Raw genomic sequence first — 19,740 nt, 5'->3', positions numbered from 1 at the left:
TCAAATGCCACCGGTCGGCGCACCGTCATCCAGGCGGCTCCACGTACATCGGCCGCGAGCGGTTCACGCGGGAGCCATCTCCCAACTGGCCGTCGAGGTTGTAGCCCCAGCAGAACGCGTCGCCCGACGGCGTCGTCGCGCAGGTGTGCGACCCGAACGCGCGGATCGTCGCGAACGAGTGGTCGCCAACGACGCGGACCGGCTCCGCCGAATCCTGAGTGCTTCCGCCGTTGCCAAGCTGCCCGTAGTTGTCGCGTCCCCAGCAGAACGCTTCGCCGTCGCCGGTCAACGCACAGGTGTGCAGCGCGCCGGTCGCGATGGCGACGAAGCGCAGCGACGTCTTCACGGGGGTGGGAAGCTCGCGGCTCACGCGAGTTCCGTCGCCCAGCTGCCCGCCGTAGTTGTTGCCCCAGCAGTACGCCTCGCCGCGCGGCGTGATGCCGCAGGCGTGCGTCGCACCCGCCGAGATCGCGCGGAACGTCAAACCCCCAGCCACCGCGACGGGGCCGCGCCGGTCGCTGATCGTGCCGTCGCCGAGCTGTCCGTTCGCGTTTTCACCCCAGCAGAACGCGCGGCCGTTGTCGAGCCCGCACGTGAAATTCCAGCCGAGGGAAATAGACGAGTAGCGGCGATCGCCGCCCACCGCGGCCGGAGCGCTCAGCTCCGTCGTCATCGTTTCGGTGCCAAGCTGGCCGTGTGAATTCGAGCCCCAGCAGAGCGCCTCGCCTTGGCTGTCGATGGCGCACGTGTGCGCCGCGCCGACGTCGATCGCGACGAACATCCGAGAATCGGCCACGCGCATCGGGGCCTGATGCGCCATCGTGGACCGGTCGCCGAGCTGACCGCGCTCGTTCTCACCCCAACACCACGCGCCTCCGCCGCGCGCGATCGCGCAGCTGTGCGAGAGGCCGGCCGCGATCGTCGTGAAGCGAACGTCGCCTGCGACGGCCAGCGGCGTCGCGACGGAGTTCGCGCCGCCCGCGCCGAGTTGGCCGCGGTCGTTTCCGCCCCAGCAATACGCGCGTCCCTCGGCGTTGAGCATGCACGAATGCAGTCCGCCCGCCGCCACGACGACGCGCGAAGCGGCCAAAGCTGGAAGCGGAGGAGGCGCGGCCGGCACCGGTGTCGGCGCGGCCTTGTCGGCGGGCGACGTCGTTTTGTCGGCGCCCGGTTTGTCGACGATCCTGCCGGTCTCGGCGCTCTTGGTGGACGCGTTCTTTGGCTTGTCGTCCTTCTTCGCGGCGCTCTTGGAGTTGTTGTTCGTCGTCTCGAGCGATTGCTGCGCGACGGGGAGACGCGTCGGTGGCGGCGACTTTCGCGATTCCGGCAAACTCGGCGGCACCGCCGAGGATGCGACGCCCGCGGCGGGCGTGACCGGTCGCGACGCCGCGTCGGTCGCGGGCGTAGCGGTCGGCGGCGGGGCGTTGGGACGCGGCCTTCCCCCCGGCAGCGTCTTGCCGGCCGTGTCGTTCACCGCGAATCCGCTCGAGACGAGCACAGGCTCGCGGTGAGCGTCGTTCGACCGCCCTTGCAGATTCGCCGCGACCAGCACGAGCGTGGCGGCCGCGGCGATGCCGCCGACCGCGATGAGGTATCTCCGCGGTGTCCCGGCGCGCGGCTCTTCGTCTTGTGCCTCGAGTTCCGCGGCGAGCGTCGAAAACGCGGCCGGGCTCATGAACGGCGACTCGTTCTCGCCCCCCCCCGTCGACCGAGGCAACGACGCCGGGCCGAGTTCGACGAACGGAACCTCTTGTCGCGGCGCCCCCCCCGTGAGCTGCGGCGGCGCCGCCGCGTGCGCGGGCGCAACCGCGGGGAGCGGCAACGGCGGATGCGAGGCCGAAGATTCCACCCCGCCGACGATGGGCGCGTCCGAACGTGGGGCCCCGGCCGCCGGCCGCATGAATCGCACGGTGTCCGCGTTCAATGGCGCTCGGCGCATCGCACGGCGAGGCGGCGCGGCCCCGTCGAGCGCCTCGATCATCTCGTGCGCGCTCTGCCAGCGCATCGCGGGATTCTTCTCGATGGCGACGGCGATCGTGTCGCCCAGCGTATCGGAAACGTCGTCGCGCAGGTCGCGGACGTCCGGGAGCTGCTCGTAGCGCTGGTGGTAGAGAATCGCGTAGAGGCTCTCGCCTTCCCACGGACGATGGCCGGTCAACATCTCCCACGCGACGAGCCCGAGGCTGTACACGTCGCCGCGAGCATCGAGAGCGGCGCCCTCGATCTGCTCCGGCGGCATGTACGCCGGCGTGCCGATGGCGACGCCGGCCATCGTGAGCTGCGAGTCGTTCGTCATCGACCGCGCGAGACCAAAGTCCGCGAGGAGCGGCCGATCGTCGGCGTCGATGAAAACGTTTTCCGGCTTTACGTCGCGGTGGACGATTCCCATCGCGTGCGCGGCACCGAGCGCACGCGCGATGTCGCGCGTGAAGCGCTCAACCCGCTGCGGCTCGAGCCGCCGTTCGTCGCGAATCAGCTCTTTGAGCGTGCGACCCGGCACGTGCGCCATCACGATCGCCAGACCCGCGTCGCCCAATTCCAGCACGTCGCGCACGCGCACGATGTTCGGGTGCACGAGCCGCTCGAGGAATCGCGCTTCTCGCGCGAAGCGCCCCATCGCCTCTTCGTCGCCGAGGTACTTCGAGCGAATGAGCTTGATCGCGACTTCGGCGTCGGACGAACGCTCGCGGGCGAGATAGACGACGGACGTTCCGCCGTGCCCGATCTCGCGGATGACTTCGTACGCCGGTTCGAGCGCCGATAGTCCCGGGGGAACTCGCTCGGAGCTCATCGGATGCGAGGCAGGGAGACGACCACGACGTCCATGGGACCGGCTTCGCTACCGCGACCGGAAGCGGAGAACCACTTCGCCGAGCTCGAGGCGATCGCCATCGGCGAGCGGCCGTTCGATCGAGTCGTCCATGATCCGCTCGTCGTTGACGACGACGGGATTCGTTCGCGACAAGTTCCTGACCGCCCACCGGCCATTCGAGTATGCGAATCGCGCGTGGCGGCGACTCACCGTGTCGGAATGGAGGGCGACGGTCTGCGGCGAACGGCCGGCCTCGCGTCCGAGGATCAGCTCGGGGGGTTCGCCCGGGGCGCGAACGAAACGAATCTCGCGGTGCTTTGGCTCGCCGGAGAGAACCTCGAGGCGGCCGGGGAGAATCTGCACCGGCTCTTCGCCCGGTCGCAGGAATCGGACTGTCTCGGAGTTGGCGCCGCGCACCGGGATCTCGTCGTCATCGTCGAATCGGTTGTCGTCGAATACCACGCGCTCGCCGAAGTTCGGAAGTCCCGAACCACGAAGCGGCCTGGACGAACGCGCGTCGTGCGTCGGGTGCGCGGGCGCCGCGGAGACCACGGCGGCGTCCATGATGGGCTCCACCCCGGCGACCGCCCGCGGTATGACGAAGAGCGGCGGAACCTCGCGCGAGCGCGCGCCGCGGCTCTGCAGCCAGGCACGCACGACGAAGATGGCTCCGGCCGCGAGAGCCGAAAGCAGCAGGCCGACGACGATTGCACCGAACATGACTTCCGACTGCTCCGGAGAAAAAACGGCGACGCCAACCATAGTGAAATACACGTCGGGAAAGGCGCCGTCCACCCTTCGCCGCGACCTCATCGGCGCAGGACTCATGCCTTGTAACAAGGTGATGCAGGACACACATTTACGAGGCCTAGAACGTTGCCAAACCCGTCCAATTCGGCCGTGCGTCACAGCCGCCTGTGGTGTCCGCGCATCAATCGCGCTATACTCGGCGGCGTTCCTCAATCGGGAGCCGCCATGTCCGTCTCGCGTCGTTCGTTCGTCGCCAGCCTTGGGGCAGGGACCGCCGGTCTTCTCACGGCGCCGCTGATTCGGTGGCAAGGGCACGAAGCCCTTCTCGCGCAGGGCCAACCTGAGCGGCGCGCGGATCGATTGCTGGCGTCTGCCCCCGGAATGATCCGGATCGACAGCAACGAAAACCCGAACGGCCCCGGACGGCGCGCGCTCGAAGCCGTGTCGAACGCGTTCACGCACGCGAATCGGTATCCGGTGAAAGAGGAGGACGACGTTTTCGTCACGATCGCCAAGGCGCGCGGCGTGTCGCCCTCGAACATCATCCTCGGCTGTGGATCGGGCGAGCTGCTGCGAGCCGCGGTCCTCGCGTTCACCGCGCCCGACAAGGGGCTGGTCGCTCCCGAGCCCACGTTCGAAGCGCCCGCGAACTTCGCCCGGTTCGTCAAACATCCCGTGGTCGCGCCGCCGGTCGACTCGAAGCTCAGGCTCGACCTCGACGCGATCGTCGCCGCGTCGAAGGGCGCGGGGCTGGTGTATTTCTGCAATCCGAACAATCCGACGGCCACGGTCCACGGCGGCGACGACGTCGCGTCGTTCGTCGAAGCGGTGAACCGCGCGTCGCCGGACACGGTGATCCTCGTCGACGAGGCGTATCACGAGTACGTCGCCGACAAGTCGTACCGGACAGCCATCCCCATCGCGCTCGCGAACCCGCGCGTCGTCGTCACGCGCACGTTCTCGAAGGTGTTCGGCATGGCCGGCCTCCGCGCCGGCTACGCGATCGGGCAGCAGGACACCGTCAAGCGCATGTCGAGCTGGTGCCTCGGCTCCAACGTGAATCAGCTCGCGCTCGCCGCGGTGGCTGCGACGGTGAACGACGCGGCACACGTGGCGTCGGAGCAGCGCAAGAACGAGGAAGCGCGCGCGTTCACTCGCGCCTTCTTTCAGAATGCCGGTTACACGGTGCATGCCGCCGAAGCGAACTTCATGATGGTCGACGTTCGCCGCGACGCGCACGCGTTCAAGCTCGAGTGCGTGAAACACAAGGTGGCGATCGGCCGCGCGTTTCCGTCACTCGCGAACTACGCGCGCGTCTCCGTCGGTACGATGCCGCAGATGAAGAAAGCGGTCGAGGTATTCCGAACGGTGCTCGCGACGCCGGTCACCGCGTCGCAGCACTAGGTCGGTTGAACTGGCGCCGCGCGAAAGCGCGGCGTCAGTGGCCGCGCATCGCGAGCGCCGCGACGAGCGCGGCGATCACCACCATCGCGCCCGCGACGAAATACCACGGTGTGCGGCTGGCTTTCGCCGGCACGACGACGGGCGTCGCGACCGGAGTCGGCGCCGGAACGGGCGTCCGCGAGATCACCGGACGGCGCGTTCGTGCTTCGACCTGCCGCAACGCCTGAACGAACGCCGCGGCTGTCGGATAGCGCTCGTCGGGCGATTTCGCCATCGAGCGATTCAAGAGCTCGTCGAGTTTTTGCGGCGCTGTCGACCGAAGCGCTCGCACCGACGGCACGGGCGTCGCCATGTGCGCGGCGATCACCGCGGCGGCGGTCTTTCCCGTGAACGGCGGCGAACCGGCGACCATCTCGTACAGCACGCAACCCAACGCGTACGTGTCGGCGCGGCCGTCGACGTCGAGCTCACCGGCCGCCTGCTCGGGGCTCATGTAGCCCGGCGTTCCCACCGACATGCCGGTCGCCGTGAGCCGCTCGCCTTCGCCGGCGCGAGCGAGCGCGCGCGCGATCCCGAAGTCGGAAATGATCGCGTGGTTGTCGGCGAGGAGAATGTTCTCCGGCTTGATGTCGCGGTGGACGATGCCCTGCCGATGCGCGTAGTCGAGCGCTTCAGCGATCTCGATCGCGACGTTGAGCGCGTCGGGCAGGGCCAACGTCGGCTCGCGAACCAGACGCGCGCGCAGCGACTCCGCCGTGATGTACGGCATGATGTAGTAGAGCAGCCCGTCGCGTTCGCCGGCCGAAAGAATCGGCACGATGTTGGGATGCGTGAGCGCCGCCAAGAGGCGGATCTCGCGGCGGAACCGCTCAGCGCTCAGCCCCGCCGCGAGCGCCGGCGGCAGCGTCTTGATGACGACGGTCCGTCCCAGCGTCGTGTCCGTCGCGACGAACACGCGCGACATGGCTCCCCCACCGAGCTCGCGTTCGATTCGGTAAGCGTCACCCAGCGCGATTTGGAGGCGTTCGCGGAGATCCATGCGGGCGGGAAAAACCGTCTCACGAAGCTAAGACCCGGTACGCGCACGGGATAGGGTCTTGTCCCCAGAGCGGCGTCCGTGCTGATTCGTGCGCGCCCACAACACAGAGGATCGCCATGCCAATCTTGCCAGGCGTCGACTTCATCACGACGACCGCGAACGCCGTCGATGGATACGAAGTGACGCAGACCTTCGGCGTCGTCCGCGGAATCGTCGTTCGGTCGCGGTCGGCGCTCGGCCGGATCGGGGTGAAATTCCAGACGTTCTTCGGCGGCGACATCACGCTCCTCACCGACCTCTGTGAGCGAGCGCGCGCCGACGCGTTCGCCGCCGCGACACAGCATTGCGTCGCGATGGGCGGCAACGCGATGCTCGCCGTCCGCTACGACGCGACCGAGATCATGGACGGCGTGACTGAAGTACTCTGCTATGGCACGGCGGTTCGTCTCGCGCCGCGGCTGCGTCGGGACGCGTGATGCCGTCCGCTCGGCTTGTCTCATTTCTGTGACGAGACGTTGCAGGTCTGGCGGCTAGGCATGGGTCGCCGTAGCGTCTTGCTGATGAAGGTCCTACCGGTCATCGTGTCCGCCCTCCTATGCGGATGCGCCCTTCACGGATCGACGACGGTCCCCGAGCCAGCGCGCGGGCCGGCGCGCGACAGTTTGTTCCACTTCGACCAATCGCGCACCGACAGCGTCGCCGCTCGCGGTCTTCTGGCCGGGACCATTGCATTGCTGGGCGACAACGTCGTGTATCTGCGCGCCGGGGCGCCCGCCGCGTTCGGACTGGCTGCGACGCGTACGCTGCTCGCCGCCGGCGACAATGCGCCGGCGGCGCGATCGTTGTGGCAGCCGCTCGGCGGCGGCGTGTCCGGTGATCTTCTCGCGGCCTACACGTTCGGCGTCGCGATACGAGTCTCGCCGGCCGTTTCACCTCAGTTCGGCCGCTACATCGCTTTTTGGGAGCGCGTCAAGAACGGCCCCTGGCGCATCGCGGCGTACGCGGAGGTGAACGGTCCCGTCTCCACGGCCGCGCCCGGCGAACCGGCCGCGCGACACAGCGACGGCGACGTCGTGCCGAGTGAAAGAGGGCCGGCTGGCTCAGCGGCCGTCGCCGAAGAACGAGCCCGCATTCGCGCGGCGGACAGCTCCTTCTCCGATCTGTCCTACCGCATGGGCGTCGCTTTCGCGTTTGCTAATACCGTCGCGCCCGACGGCGTCGTGTTCGGAGATCCGCAGCTCGTGATCGGCGCCCGCGCCATTCAGGAGTACCTCGAGGCGCGCGCGGGGCAGTCGTCGCTCGTCTGGCAGCCCGTGTTCGCGTACGTCGCCGCGTCGAGAGACCTCGGCTTCACGATCGGCGAATCCACCGCGACGGGACTCGGCGCGTCCGGCGCCGCTGTCCAGCGAATCGGGAAGTACCTCACCGTATGGAAACGCCAGAGCGACGGCACGTGGAAGTTCGTGGTCGACGGCGGCAACCCCGGTCCGCCGAGAGCCGACGAGCGGTAGTCGGAAACCGGAAACCGGAAACCGGAAACCGGAAACCGGGATACCGGAAACCGGCATACCGGAAACCGGCATACCGAAAACCGGCATACCGGAAACCGGTGCACGGTAACCCGGTCTCCCGCCAATCCGTTTTCACTGCTCCGCGCGCAGCGCCTCCAGCGGATCCACCCTCAGCGCGCGCCGCGCCGGAATCACCGACGCCGCGATCGCGACGACCGCGAGCAGCAGCGACGTTCCCACCAGCGATGCCGGATCATTTGGCGCTACGCCGAACAACATCGTGCTGATCGCGCGTCCGACCAGGCCCGAAGCCACGAGGCCGGCGAGGAGCCCGACGGCCGAGATGACGAATCCTTCGGACATGACCAGCAGCAGCACCGATCGATTCGCCGCGCCCAGCGCCATTCGCACACCGATTTCGTAGCGACGAAGGGTGACCGCATAGGCGATCACGCCGTACGTACCGAGTCCCGCCAGCAAGAGCGCCAACACCGCGAAGCCGGCGAGCAGAAGAGTGGTGAACTTTCGAACGGCCACCGACAGGCCGGCGATCTCGTCGAGACTCCGAATCTCCGAGACCGGCGTCATGCGATCGAGGGCGGCGACTTGGCGTCGCAGCGCGGGGACGAGCGCGAATGGATCGCCGTCCGTGCGGATGAGCAGCGACATCTGTTTCGGCTGATAGTACCCGCTGCGCGCCGACTGCGCGTACGCGAAATACATCGTCGGCTCCGGTGGATCGCCGAATCCGCGCGACTGTATGTCGCCGACGACTCCGACGACGGAGAGGTAAATCGAGTCGGTGCTAAGACGCAGGCGCTTTCCGATCGCGTTTTGTCCGGGCCACGCGCTTCGCGCGAGCTTGTCGCTCACGATGACGACGAGCTGGCTGTTCAGCCGGTCGCCGCTCGTGAACTCGCGGCCGGACAGCAACGGAATCCCCGCCGCGGCGAAGTAGTCGGGCGTCACGTGTTGCGGAACCGCGAGCGGCCACCGTCCGTCCGGAAAGCTGCCGCCTTCGGGGCGAAATCCCCACAGGCCACCGGTGCCGACGACCGGGAGCCACGCCGACGCGCCGGCGGACCGTACGCCCGGGATGGCGTGCACGCGCGCCATGAGCTGCTCGAAAAAGATCGCGGCGCGCGCGTCGTCGTACGCCCCCGGCAGAACGGCGACTTCCGCCGTGAGAACTCCGCGCGGATCGAATCCAAGCTGCTGGTGTTGGAGCGCCAGCAAGCTTCGAAGCAGCAGTCCTGCCCCCGACAGCGATGTGACGGCCAACGCCATCTCCATCGCGACGAGCGTTCGTCGCAGCGCTCTCGACGCGCCTTCGGCCCCCGTCGTTCTGCCGCCCTGTCGCAGCCCGCCGGCGAGGTCGCCGCGCGACGCGCGCAGCGACGGGATGACGCCGATCAACACAGCGGTCACGATGCAGGTCACCGCGGTGAATGAGAGGGCCCGCCAATCCATGCCCACGTCGTCGAGACGAGGCACGCTCGCCGGCGCCATCGCGACAAAGACGCGATCGACGATCACCGCCAGCGCGAGCCCCAGGGCGGCGCCGATCGCCGACAGCATCGCGCCTTCGGTCGACAGTTGTACCACCAGCCGGCGGCGCGACGCGCCCAGCGCGGTGCGAACGGCGAGCTCCTTCTCGCGCGCGGCGCCGCGCACCAACAGCAGATTTGCCACGTTCGCGCAGGCGATGAGCAGGATGAATCCGACGGCGCCGAGCAGCGCGAGGAGATAGGGCCGCGTTTGTCCGACCAGCTCTTCACGCACGCCGGTGAGGCGCGGCGTGAGCGGGGCCTTCGGATCGAACTTGGACGGCTCGGCGCGCATGATCGCGCGGGCGACGCCCGCCGCTTCAGCACGAGCCTGGTCCAGCGTGAAGCCCGGCCGGAGACGGCCGACCATGAACAGATAGTGTTGGTCCCGGTCGCCAAGGCTGTCGAGGTTGAACCGCGCCATCGGGATCCAGACCGCTGTCGCGGGCTTGGGGTACGCGAAGCGCGGGGGCATCACGCCGATCACCACGCGCGGAGCGCCGTCGATGTTGATCGTCCGCCCGATGACCGATCGCGAGCCGGCGAAGTCGCGCTGCCAGAGTCCGTAACCAAGCACCGCCACGCGCGCGATCTTGGAATCGTGATCTTCGGCGGCGAACGTGCGCCCGAGCGCCGGTTTTGCGCCGAGCACGTCGAAGAAACCTTCGCTCGCGCGAACGACGCCGACGCGCTCCGGACGCGAGTCGGCGTCGAGATTCGCGCCCAGCGTCGCGACGCGCTGGTCGAACGCGGCCAAGCCCGAGATCGACTTCATCTCGCGCTTGTAGTCGATGAAGTCCGGCGCCGACGTGAGCCACTGCGGCGGTTCGTGTCCGAACGAGAAGAGCCGCTCGTCGTGCGGATACGGCAGCGGCCGCAGCAGCACGCCGCTCACGACGCTGAAGATCGCGGCGTTGGCGCCGACGCCGAGAGCGACCGTTCCGATCAGGAGCGCGGCGAACCGTGGCCGCCGGGCGAGCCCGCGAAGGGCGAACGCGAGATCCTGACGCAGCGTGTCGAGCGTTCCGCCGCCGGACACGAACGAGCGTAGATGCTCGGCCGCGGCGGACACGACGACGTCGGCGATGGTTCGCGCCCAGAGCGCCGCGATGGATTCGTGGTTCTGCGTCGCGAGGGCCAGACGGTCGCGGTGAAAGTCGCCCATCGCGCGGCCGTAGCGCGCGCGAAACTCGGCGGGGTACAGCGTGAGCAACCGCTCGTAGAATCGCTCGCCGCGCGTCACGCCCGCCTCGGGGACACACGTTTGGAATCGACGATGCGCATCAGCGCGCGCAGACGTTCGACTTCGGCGGCCAGCACCTCTCGGCCGAACGGAAGGAGACGGTAGTAGATCCGGCGCTCGTCGTCGCCGCGCCCCGCGGGACGGGGCTCGGTCTCGTCGACGAGACCGTCGCTCTGCAACTTGCGGATGTGCCGATACAGGTTGCCCGCCTCGAGCGCGACGCGACCCTCGGTGTGGTCGACGATGTCCTGCCGAAGTCCGTAGCCGTGCCGTTCGCCGGCGCTCAACATGGTGAGCACGAGCAACTCGATCGGCTTGAGGGGCAGGAGCTCTTGCGGATCGCGGACGCGCGGGCGCGACGAACTCACCGGACCTCCGGGTGAAACGACTATGCTCAGTTTGACAGCAATAGGGTCAATGTGAGCATAGTAGACACCGCGGGAGGGGAAAGGGTTGCCGGGGGGCCGGGTGCCGGGCGCCGGGCGCCGGGGTGCCGGGGTGCCGGGGTGCCGGGGTGCCGGGGTGCCGGGGTGCCGGTGGGCCGGCGGGGTCTGGGGACAGGTGGACCGTCGGCTCCAAACTCAAAGCCCCGCGAGCTTGGCTCGCGGGGCCCATGCTGAACATCTCGGGCTTCCGAGGTTTCGGCCTCTACCGGTCCACCGGTCCACCGGTCCAGCGGTCCACCGGTCACCCGGCCTCACGGCCGATCCTTGAACTGCGCATTCAACTGCGTGTGCTTCGTGTCCAGCGGCACGTTGCGGCCGTCGATGAACAGGTACTTCGTGTCGGTCTTGGCCTCGAGCATGTCGCCGGTGGTGACCACGATGTTGGCCATCTTCCCGACCTCGATCGAGCCCATGCGGTCGCCGACGCCGAAGATCTGCGCGGGCCAGAGCGTCACCGACTTGAGCGCGTCCGCCTTGGACAGGCCGTGCGCCGCGGCCATGCCGGCGTTGTACGGCAGCGTGCGAACCTCGGAGCCCTTGTCGCCGGTCGAGATGGCGAACGTGACGCCGGCGGCGGCGAGCTTCGCCGGGATGCTGTAGTTCACGTCGTACGGATCGTCCTCGCGCGACGGAAGGTGCATCACCGCCGTGATGATGACCGGGACGTTGTGCTGCTTGAGGAACGCCGCCACGGCCGGCGCCTGCTCGCCGCCCATGATGATCGGCTTCACGTGCATCTCTTCGGCGAAGTTCACCGCGTCGCGAATGTCGTTCGCGCGATCGGCGGGGAAGATCACGGGCATCTGACCGCGCAGCGCGGGCACCATCGACTCGAGCACGACGTCGTGCGCCGGACGCGGAATCGACTTGTCCTTGGCGTACGCGGCCTGCGCCTTGTCGTACGCGTCGGCGTCGTGCAGGAGCTTGCGGAGTGAGTCCATCTGCGCCTGACGAACGCGGTTCGCGTCGGCCGGCGTGCCCTGCTGCAATGCCGCGGCACGGGCGAATCCTCGTCCGCCGAATCCGGAGCGCGGAAGCTCGATGACGAGCGCGAGCTTCGGGATGACGGCCATCTTCGGCGGCGTGTCGCCGGCGAGATTCATCAGCGCCGCTTGCCCCGACAGAATGCCGCCCGTCGGACGAGACACGACCGTCGTGATGCCGACGACGCGCGCCACGCCGATGTGCGCGCTGTGCGGATCGATGCCGTAGAACGCCTGCGCGTTCGGGTTGAACGACCCAACCTCGGCGATGTCGACCGTCGCGACCGCGCCCTGGCCGATCTCGGACAAGCCGATGCTCGAGCCGGTCTCGATCATCCCGGGGTAGACCATCAACCCCGTCGCGTTGATCACCTGCGCGTTGGCGGGCACCTGCACGTTCGCCCCGACCGCGGTGATCTTGCCGCCGCTGATGACGACGGTGCCGTTCGGAATGTCGGCGCCGCTCACGGTGACGACGGTCCCACCGCGAATCGCGAACGTGCCCTGTGGCCCCGGATTCGGATTGAACGATCCGAGCTGGGCGTGGGCGGCGGCCGGCAGCGCCGCTGCCGCGAGAGCGGCGAGCGCCATGCAGCGCGCGCGACCGCCGATTCTATCTGTCATTGCGTTGATCACGAATCGATTCTCCTCAAGGAATCACGGGACGGCGGCCGCGATCGGCAGCCTCGAGTGCCGCGCGCTCTTTCGCCATCTGATCGCGCATCGCGGCGTCCTTCTTGACGTCGAAGAACACTTCGCCGTCGATGAACGTCGTTTCGGCGGACGAGTACACGCTCAGCGGATCGCCGGACCAGATCACGACGTCGGCGTCCTTGCCGATTTCGATCGACCCCACGCGGTTCTGGACGCCCAGCTGCACCGCGCCGTTGTAGGTGATCGTCTTGAGCGCTTCGTCCTCGGTCAGCCCGCCGTAGCGCATCATCTTCGCCGCGTCGATGTTGAGCCGGCGCGCCCGCTCGTCCGAGTCGGAGTTCACCGTCGCCACGACGCCGTGGTGCATGAGGATCGCCGTGTTGTACGGGATCGCGTCGTACGCCTCGACTTTGTACGACCACTCGTCGGCGAAGGTCGACAGGCCCGTTCCGGCCTGCGCGATCTCCGATGCGATTTTATAGCCTTCCAACCCATGCTGAAGTGTCTTGACCGTGAAGCCGAACTCCTTGGCGACGTTCAGCAGCATCAACATTTCGTCGGCGCGGTAGGAGTGCGCGTGCACGAAGCGCTTGCCCTCGAGCACCTCGACGAGCGGCTCGAGCTCCAGGTCGCGCTCCGGCGCCACCGCGGTCTTGTCGCCGGCCTTCACCTTCGCGTTGTAGTCGTCCCACGACGCCTTGTAGTCGCGGGCGCGCGTGAACGCGTCGCGCAGCACTTCTTCCTGGCCCATGCGCGTCGCCGGGTATCGCAGCGCCCGCCCCTGCGCCTGCGCCGCCGTCTGCCCGTTCTTCTGCGTCACGTTCTCGCCGAGCGCGAACTTGATTCCGGGCATCGCGCCGGGGAACAGCATCTCGGGGACGTCGCGGCCCCACTTGAGCTTCACGACCGCGTTCTGTCCGCCGATCGTGTTCGCCGAGCCGTGCAGCACGTTGATCGTCGTCACGCCGCCGGCGAGCTGGCGGTAGATGTTGATGTCCGTCGGGTTGAGGACGTCGCGAACGCGCACCATCGACGTCACCGAGAGCGAGCCCTCGTTCACCGCGTCGATCATCGTGTGCGAGTGCGGGTCGATGATGCCGGGCATCACGTACTTGCCCGTCGCGTCGATGACCGTCGCGCCAGCCGGCGCCGAGAGATTCTTGCCGATCTGCGCGATCTTGCCGTTCTGCAACAACAGGTCGGTGTTCTCGAGCTTTCCTTTGGTGACGGTGAGGACCGTCGCGTTCTTGATGAGTGTCGGCTTGGCGACGGTCGCGGGCTGCGCCTGCTGCGCGCCGGCCGCCCCCCCCGTCGCCGCGGCGAAGAGTATGGCGATCGATAGTCTGGACATGGGTCTGGCCGTGAATGGCGAGGGAAAAGGAGTCCGGTGGGCGGAGACGTTCTGCTCATGTCGCATCTTCATTCGACCGGCGGCCTTCCGCGGCGGCCACCGCCCTGGCCGGCGTCGGGCTTGGTGCCCACGAACGTCGACTGCGGATGTCCGACGACGGCGACGGTGCCGCGCATCAGGTTGCCCTCGATCGTGCCGATGAACCGTCCTTCCTCCGTCCCGGAGCCCATCGTCAGCGATGCCGAGAACTGCACGTCGCCCGCCGGCCCGATCGACCCGTTAGAAATCTGTGAACTGCCGAGCGAGCCCTGGATCGTGCCGCGCAGTTGCTCGCCGACCTGCTGCAGCGTGAGCGTCACCGGCTTCTCGCCCTCGTCCGTCGTGATCGTGATCGTCCACGTGCCGGCGGCGAGCGACGCGGCCGCGTTGGCCGGCGCGCGCGGCTCGAGCGGCGTGCCGTCGATGAAGACGTGCGCCACGCGGCCCGTGAATAGGTCGCCGCGCGTCACGGTGAGGTTCGCGACCTTGCCGGTTTCGATCGAGCCGAGCCGGTCGGTCACGCCGAGAATTTCGGCGGGCGCCAGCGTCAGCGCGCGAACCGCCTGATCGGAGGTGAGGCCGTTCTCGACCGCGCGGCCCGCGTTGCCGAGGTAGTCGGACCACGTCGTCAGCCCGCCGTCCTCGAACGCGAACTTCACGCCGGCCGCCTGCAGCTTCGCGGCGAGCTTGGGCGCTTCGACGCGCGCGCGCAGCGTGCGCAGCGGCTCGGGGTCGGCGTCGGCCGACGCCTGCGGGCGGCGCGGGAAGTTGAGCGACAGAAGCACCGGCACGTTCTCCGCCTTGAGCCGCGCCGCGACCAGATCGGCCTCTTCGCCGCCCGCGATGATCGGGCGGAGATTGAACTCTTTCGCGAGGTCCAGCGCGCGTTCGATCTCGCGCTGCGACGACGCTTCCATCACCACGGGGATCTGCCGCTGCAACACGGGCTGCAGCGCCTCGAGCGACGGGTCGGGCTCGGGGCGGCGCATGCCACGCGGATTCTTGGCGTACGCGGCCTGTTCAGCGGCGTAGTGCTGCGCGTCGAGCAGCGTCTGTCGCAGCGCCGAAAACACGCCCATGAGAGAATTTGGATAGCCGCCACCGCGCGACGGCGTGAAGCCGATGTGCTCCGCGACGGGCGCTTTGATCAGCATCGCCTGCGCCGTCGAGCCGGCGAGGAGGATCACGGCCGATTCACCGCGGAAGATTCCCGTGGGCGGGGCGGTGAGCGCGGCCGTGATCCCGGCGCTCTGCGGACCGGCGAGCGCCTCTTCGTCGGCGTGCAGAAGATCGACCACCGCGAGTTCCGGCTGAAGTCCGATCGGGTGCAGCGAGTTTGGGGCGCCAACCGGCGCCCCCTGCTGCGCCGGCGCCGCTCCGCGGCCTCCTCCGCCGCCGCGACCACCGCGGCCGGCATCGGCGACGACGGCCGCGCCGCCGCCGAGTCCGAGGCTGCTGTTGGCGTCGATGATGCCGGGGTAGACGGTAAGGCCGCTGCCATCGATGACCCGCGCGTCGGCCGGCGCTTGCACGGCCGGGCCGACGGCCGCGATCAGGCCGTTGCGCAGGACGATCGTTCCGCGGTCGATCGTCGGACCGTTTCCGGGGACGATGCGCGCGTTCGTGATCGCGTACGCGTTCGGAGCGCTCAGCTCACGATTCGCGACGCGCTGCGCCAGCACCGTGGCCGGCAGCGCTGCCATCGCGCACGCGGCGAGCAGCGCGGTCGTGACGAACGAAACCGGACGGGTAGAGGAAGAGGGCGAAATGCGATTCGGCATGTGCAACGTGGTCCTCGCCAGGGTGGTTCGCGAAGGGGCCGGGGCCAGTGGGACTTCGGCGTTGGGAGACTCGGACGGCTGACGCCGACAAACGGCGGCTCGGCGACGCAGGAATATCCGCCCGGTGCGATCGGGTGTCGAGTGCGTCGAAACTCCCTACGATCTCCGGCAGAGTCCGGTCGTTAGATTACCCGCCGCGGGTTTGAGCCGCCCCCCTGGCCATCGCAGCACGTCCCTTCATTCGCCCGGCGAGGTCGGCAGCGATCAAAATCAATCCAGAGAGGACTTCGCATGCGCATACAGCGTTTGGCTGTCGCGAGCATCGTTCTCACGCTCGTGAGCTCGGTCGAGGCCGCCGCGCAAAAGCTCGGCACGACCGAAGTAGGCGTCTTCGGGCAGTTCACGCGCGCCGACGAAGCGTGGCAGACCGACGACGGATTTGGACTGGGCGGAAGACTCGGAGTCTTCCTGAACCGGCGGTGGGAGCTCGAGGGGACGTTCTCCTCGTCGACGTTCGACAACAAGGCGGCGCGCGGCACCGGAACGAGCAGCGTTCAGACCTTCAACGGGCAGCTCAACTTCAATCTCCCGTTCGGGCTCGGCGGACAGACGCACGACCTCATTCTCGAGGGAGGCGTCGGCGGCCAGCGGTTCGCCAGCCACACCGACTTCTCGGCGCCATATGGCGGCGGGCTTCGCATTCGCTTCAGCAACGCGATCGCGCTTCGGCTCGACGCCATCGTCGAGTATGTCGAGAATCCGACGGCGGCAACCTTCGGATTTCCGCCTGTTCTCGGCAGAAACTCCGCGGCAGCTCGCTCGACGAATCTGGAACTGAGAGGCGGACTGAGTTTCTTGCTCGGCAGCTCCAAGGCCCCGCCACCACCACCTCCGGCACCGGTGGCGCAGCCGCAGCGCGAGGTCCCGCCGCCGCGGACTGAACCCGTCGCTCCGCCCGCTCGCGTCGCGCCGGCGCCGGGTCCAAACACCGACTCGATCAGCGCGGTGAACCGCGCTCGAGAAGCGCTGCTCGCGCCGGTGTATTTCGACTTCGACCACTCGGAGTTGCGTCCGGATCAGCGAGCAGTGCTCGATGCCAAGCTCCCCGTCATGAAAGCGAACCCGGGCGTGCGCATTCGCATTGAAGGGAACGCCGACGAGCGCGGATCCGATGAATACAACCTCGCGCTCGGTATGCGCCGCGCGCAGGCGACGCGGAAATATCTGATCGACAACGGAATCGACGCGGCACGGATCGACGTCGCCAGCAACGGCGAAGAAAAGCCCGTCTGTCAGGGACACGACGAGGATTGCTGGAAACAGAATCGGCGAGACGAGTTCCTGATCGTGGCGGGCGGAAGCTCGTTGGTGGCACCGAGGTAAGATCGAAAGCCGGTCACCGGTCACCGGTCACCAGTCTCCGGTCACCGGGAGTTCAGACACGAATACGGGGCGGGGCGCAGCGGATGAATCCGCCGCGCCCCGCCCCGTTTTCGCTCTTGGGGACGCATACACCGAAACGGAACCGAGCTTGGCCGCCTGGGATTCGTCGCTGGCGCGGCCACCACGAACCGTGAGCGGAGGCGCATTCACCAGCAGCGAGGAGTATCATCGTGCCAAAACGAATTCTCGCAGTTCTGACGCTCTCGACGTTCGCGATTGTCATCGCGTGCGGGAGCGACAACACGACTACACCACCGAAGTCGACGGTAGTTCATTTCCAGGTAACACTCTCGCCGTCGGGCGAGCCGCCTGGGCTTTTGGGCAATCCGACAGGAACCGGTACGTTCACCGCCACGCTCGACACGGCGACGAACGTGTTCACTTACACGGGGAGCTTCAGCGGCCTCACGTCGAACGTGAACAACGGCCACATTCACGGCCCCTTCACGCCCGGCGGCACCGCGACGACCGCCAACGTGATTCTCAACTTCAACACGCTGCCCGGGGCGACGTTCGTCGGTTTCGGCACGGCGAACAGCGGTTCGGTGTCAGGCACCGCGACGCTGAACGCGTCGACACAGATTTCGACGACAGTCAACGGCGATTCTTTGAAAAAGCTGCTGCTCGCCGGGAAAACCTATGTCAACATCCACACGGTCACGAACCCCGGCGGCGAAATTCGCGCGCAGCTGATTCCCCAATAACTCGCATGACGGTTTCCTGACGGCCGTCCTCGATCGTTCGCGCAGCGAAGCGGCAACGAGCGACGGACGAAGTCGGGTCAAACGAAGAGCCCCGCGTGGTCGCGGGGCTCTCTGTTTTTCTCGCCGTCTGACCGGTCCACCTGTCCACCGGTCCGCCTGTCCCACCTCAGTAGATGTACACCTTCGTCCCCACCGGGACGTTATCGTACAGCCACTCGATGTCTTCGTCACGGAGACGAATGCACCCGTGGGTCGCGGCCATGCCGATCGACTGCTTGTCCGGGGTGCCGTGCAGCAGGTAGCCGTCGCCGAGGCTCAGCTTGTACTTCCCGAGCTCGCCCTCGACCTTGCGGTTCTTCGAGCCCATCGGCGGGATGTAGAGATAGTCGCCGAAGACGATGTGCTCATCGGTCGGGAGCTCGCCGAACGCGCCGTCGGTGTCAATGAGGCCAGCAGAGCCGTTGACGATCGTCAGGACGCGGCCGTCGTCGAGGTGGACTTTCTCGCCGTAGTTCAAGCGCCGCAGCCTGAGACCGTTCTCCACCGCCGTCTCGGCGTAGAGCCACTCCGGCGGCTGCCAGATCGGATCGGCGTCCTTCGATAGCACGGTGCGCATGCCGCGGGGCGTCGTGAAGCGCCACGATTTGCTGCCGTACTCGAGCGTCGTGCCCTTGGCCACGGCGACCGGGGCGCTGAGCAGCGTGTCGCGTCCGGCGATCGCCCAGAGGTGCCGTTCCTGGAGTGAAACGACGAGCCGCAGTCCGTTCGCCTTGTGCGCGAGGTTCCTGGCGCGCAGCCAGGAAAGGCTGTCTTCGCGCGAGTTGAAGTGGAGGGTTACGGACTCGTCGTCGTCGTCGACCGAGGCGACCGAGTCTTTCGATGGATGCCACATGCGCTTGGCGGCGTCCGAACGTGGATGCCGGCCGCCTTGGGCCGTGGCGAGGGACGGAATGACAAGGAGGATCGCCGCTGAGAGCGTTGCGATCCATCGTATCTGCAATGTCCTGCTCATGGAAGTCGAAGTTGGCGGTGAGCCGGCGCGGGAACGCAGCGCCCGCAATTCACTTTGGTAACCGTTCAAATTGCCAAATCCGTTCCATGTAAACGTACCCTGTCGCGCGAAGCGCGGCAGGCTGATGCGCCGGTGCCTCCACCGTGCTGCCCAGCCTGCCGCGAGAATCGAGCCGTTCAGTTCGTCGTGCAATTACCGAGCTGTCTTTCGCGCTTTGGGGCGCGATCGATCAATAGAAGTTCATGCCGAAGACGATCGGGACCTGACGCGCCGCGGACCAGCTGATGTTCGGGAAATCGCTGTTCCGGCGGGTGAAGCCCATCACGCGCGACTCGACGAACAGTTCTTTGTTGGCGAACCGCCAGGCGAGACCGCCGCCGGCGTTCCAACCCCAATCAGTGTGCCAGCCGCTGTCGAAGTTCTCGACCGTCACGTCGTTGAGGATGATGCCGTCTTCCGTCTGGAGGACGCCCTGTCCGTTCACGATCAGGAAGCCGTGGTTCGTACGCTGGTTCAGGTGATCGTACGTCACGAATCCACCGCCACCGATGAGGTACGGGTGGAACGTCACGGCGCGACCGAACGCCGTCTCGATGCCTGGGATCGCGACCTTGAGGCTGAGGTTGAAATTCCAGAGATTCGAATTTCGGTCGTCGAACGTCGTGATGGTCGTGCCGAGCGGGTTCACGACGTTGAACGTCCCGAACTCGAACGGCCGACGGAACCGCGAGTACGACGCGTCCAGACGAGCGCCGAGCACGGAGCGTACCGGCTGCCAGCCGACTTGCAGTTGCCCGGTTCCGCCGGTCTCGTTGACGTCGCGAAGTCCACCCGCTGGGACGGTCACACCGCCGGCGATACCGCCGTAGAAGCTCCCGATCGCGGGAATCGGCCGCGTGATCGTTTGCACCAACGTGTCCGTGCGCACGACGGTGTTGGTCGTCGTCACCGTATCGACGCGAGGCGGCATCTGCAGCGTGTCGGTACGGTAGATGGTGACCGTGTCGACCCTCGGCATCGG

General features: G+C 67.6%; 15 protein-coding genes. 5 read left to right on the top strand and 10 right to left on the bottom strand.

Features of this window, described 5'->3' with window-relative positions:
* Positions 1–25 precede the first annotated feature (25 nt).
* On the bottom strand, positions 26–2,791 hold the full coding sequence (locus tag VGQ44_15550) for a protein kinase (protein HEV8448245.1): 2,766 nt from the start codon (positions 2,789–2,791) through the stop codon (positions 26–28).
* 48 nt (positions 2,792–2,839) lie between these two features.
* Positions 2,840–3,532 carry an FHA domain-containing protein gene (locus VGQ44_15545; GenBank protein ID HEV8448244.1) on the bottom strand — a complete coding sequence of 231 codons (693 nt, stop codon included), beginning with the start codon at positions 3,530–3,532 and terminating at the stop codon, positions 2,840–2,842.
* 255 nt (positions 3,533–3,787) lie between these two features.
* Between VGQ44_15545 and VGQ44_15540 the strand changes: the two genes are divergently transcribed.
* Positions 3,788–4,966 carry an aminotransferase class I/II-fold pyridoxal phosphate-dependent enzyme gene (locus VGQ44_15540; protein ID HEV8448243.1) on the top strand — a complete coding sequence of 393 codons (1,179 nt, stop codon included), beginning with the start codon at positions 3,788–3,790 and terminating at the stop codon, positions 4,964–4,966.
* A gap of 34 nt (positions 4,967–5,000) precedes the next feature.
* Here the strand turns inward: VGQ44_15540 and VGQ44_15535 are convergent, their stop codons facing one another.
* Positions 5,001–6,005, bottom strand: a complete 1,005-nt coding sequence (locus VGQ44_15535) for a serine/threonine-protein kinase (GenBank protein HEV8448242.1) — start codon at positions 6,003–6,005, stop codon at positions 5,001–5,003.
* A 116-nt stretch (positions 6,006–6,121) separates the two neighbouring features.
* Between VGQ44_15535 and VGQ44_15530 the strand changes: the two genes are divergently transcribed.
* The gene (locus VGQ44_15530; GenBank protein HEV8448241.1) at positions 6,122–6,481 is read left to right on the top strand and encodes a heavy metal-binding domain-containing protein; all 360 of its coding nucleotides are present in this window, start codon (positions 6,122–6,124) and stop codon (positions 6,479–6,481) included.
* A 60-nt stretch (positions 6,482–6,541) separates the two neighbouring features.
* The gene (locus tag VGQ44_15525) at positions 6,542–7,516 is read left to right on the top strand and encodes a DUF4440 domain-containing protein (protein ID HEV8448240.1); all 975 of its coding nucleotides are present in this window, start codon (positions 6,542–6,544) and stop codon (positions 7,514–7,516) included.
* A 132-nt stretch (positions 7,517–7,648) separates the two neighbouring features.
* On the opposite strand, the gene VGQ44_15520 is transcribed toward VGQ44_15525, so the two are convergent.
* The 5 genes from VGQ44_15520 to VGQ44_15500 form a co-directional block, all read right to left on the bottom strand.
* The gene (locus VGQ44_15520; protein HEV8448239.1) at positions 7,649–10,306 is read right to left on the bottom strand and encodes an ABC transporter permease; all 2,658 of its coding nucleotides are present in this window, start codon (positions 10,304–10,306) and stop codon (positions 7,649–7,651) included.
* Complete coding sequence (locus tag VGQ44_15515; protein HEV8448238.1) at positions 10,303–10,674, bottom strand: PadR family transcriptional regulator; 372 nt, start codon at positions 10,672–10,674, stop codon at positions 10,303–10,305. Before VGQ44_15515 ends, VGQ44_15520 begins: the two co-directional genes overlap by 4 nt.
* A 329-nt stretch (positions 10,675–11,003) precedes the next feature.
* Positions 11,004–12,359: an amidohydrolase family protein gene (locus VGQ44_15510; protein HEV8448237.1), complete on the bottom strand. Its 1,356-nt coding sequence runs from the start codon at positions 12,357–12,359 to the stop codon at positions 11,004–11,006.
* A gap of 25 nt (positions 12,360–12,384) precedes the next feature.
* Positions 12,385–13,740, bottom strand: a complete 1,356-nt coding sequence (locus VGQ44_15505) for an amidohydrolase family protein (GenBank protein HEV8448236.1) — start codon at positions 13,738–13,740, stop codon at positions 12,385–12,387.
* A gap of 68 nt (positions 13,741–13,808) precedes the next feature.
* Positions 13,809–15,560, bottom strand: coding sequence for an amidohydrolase family protein (locus VGQ44_15500; protein HEV8448235.1), 1,752 nt, complete (start codon positions 15,558–15,560; stop codon positions 13,809–13,811).
* A 291-nt stretch (positions 15,561–15,851) separates the two neighbouring features.
* Here VGQ44_15500 and pal point away from each other — a divergent pair, with 291 nt between their 5' ends.
* Together pal and VGQ44_15490 are read left to right on the top strand one after the other, a co-directional pair.
* Positions 15,852–16,943: a peptidoglycan-associated lipoprotein Pal gene (gene pal / locus VGQ44_15495; GenBank protein ID HEV8448234.1), complete on the top strand. Its 1,092-nt coding sequence runs from the start codon at positions 15,852–15,854 to the stop codon at positions 16,941–16,943.
* 230 nt (positions 16,944–17,173) lie between these two features.
* The gene (locus tag VGQ44_15490; GenBank protein ID HEV8448233.1) at positions 17,174–17,707 is read left to right on the top strand and encodes a CHRD domain-containing protein; all 534 of its coding nucleotides are present in this window, start codon (positions 17,174–17,176) and stop codon (positions 17,705–17,707) included.
* Between the two features lie 166 nt (positions 17,708–17,873).
* Here the strand turns inward: VGQ44_15490 and VGQ44_15485 are convergent, their stop codons facing one another.
* Positions 17,874–18,719 (bottom strand): L,D-transpeptidase, encoded by an 846-nt coding sequence (locus VGQ44_15485; protein ID HEV8448232.1) that lies wholly within the window; start codon positions 18,717–18,719, stop codon positions 17,874–17,876.
* 229 nt (positions 18,720–18,948) lie between these two features.
* The coding region (locus tag VGQ44_15480) for a hypothetical protein (protein ID HEV8448231.1) at positions 18,949–19,740 on the bottom strand (792 nt) is incomplete at its 5' end.

The organism is Gemmatimonadaceae bacterium, from assembly GCA_036003045.1.
GTDB lineage: Bacteria > Gemmatimonadota > Gemmatimonadetes > Gemmatimonadales > Gemmatimonadaceae > JAQBQB01.
Note: the sequence above shows the minus strand (reverse complement) of the source record. Positions and strands in the feature narration are given on the sequence as shown.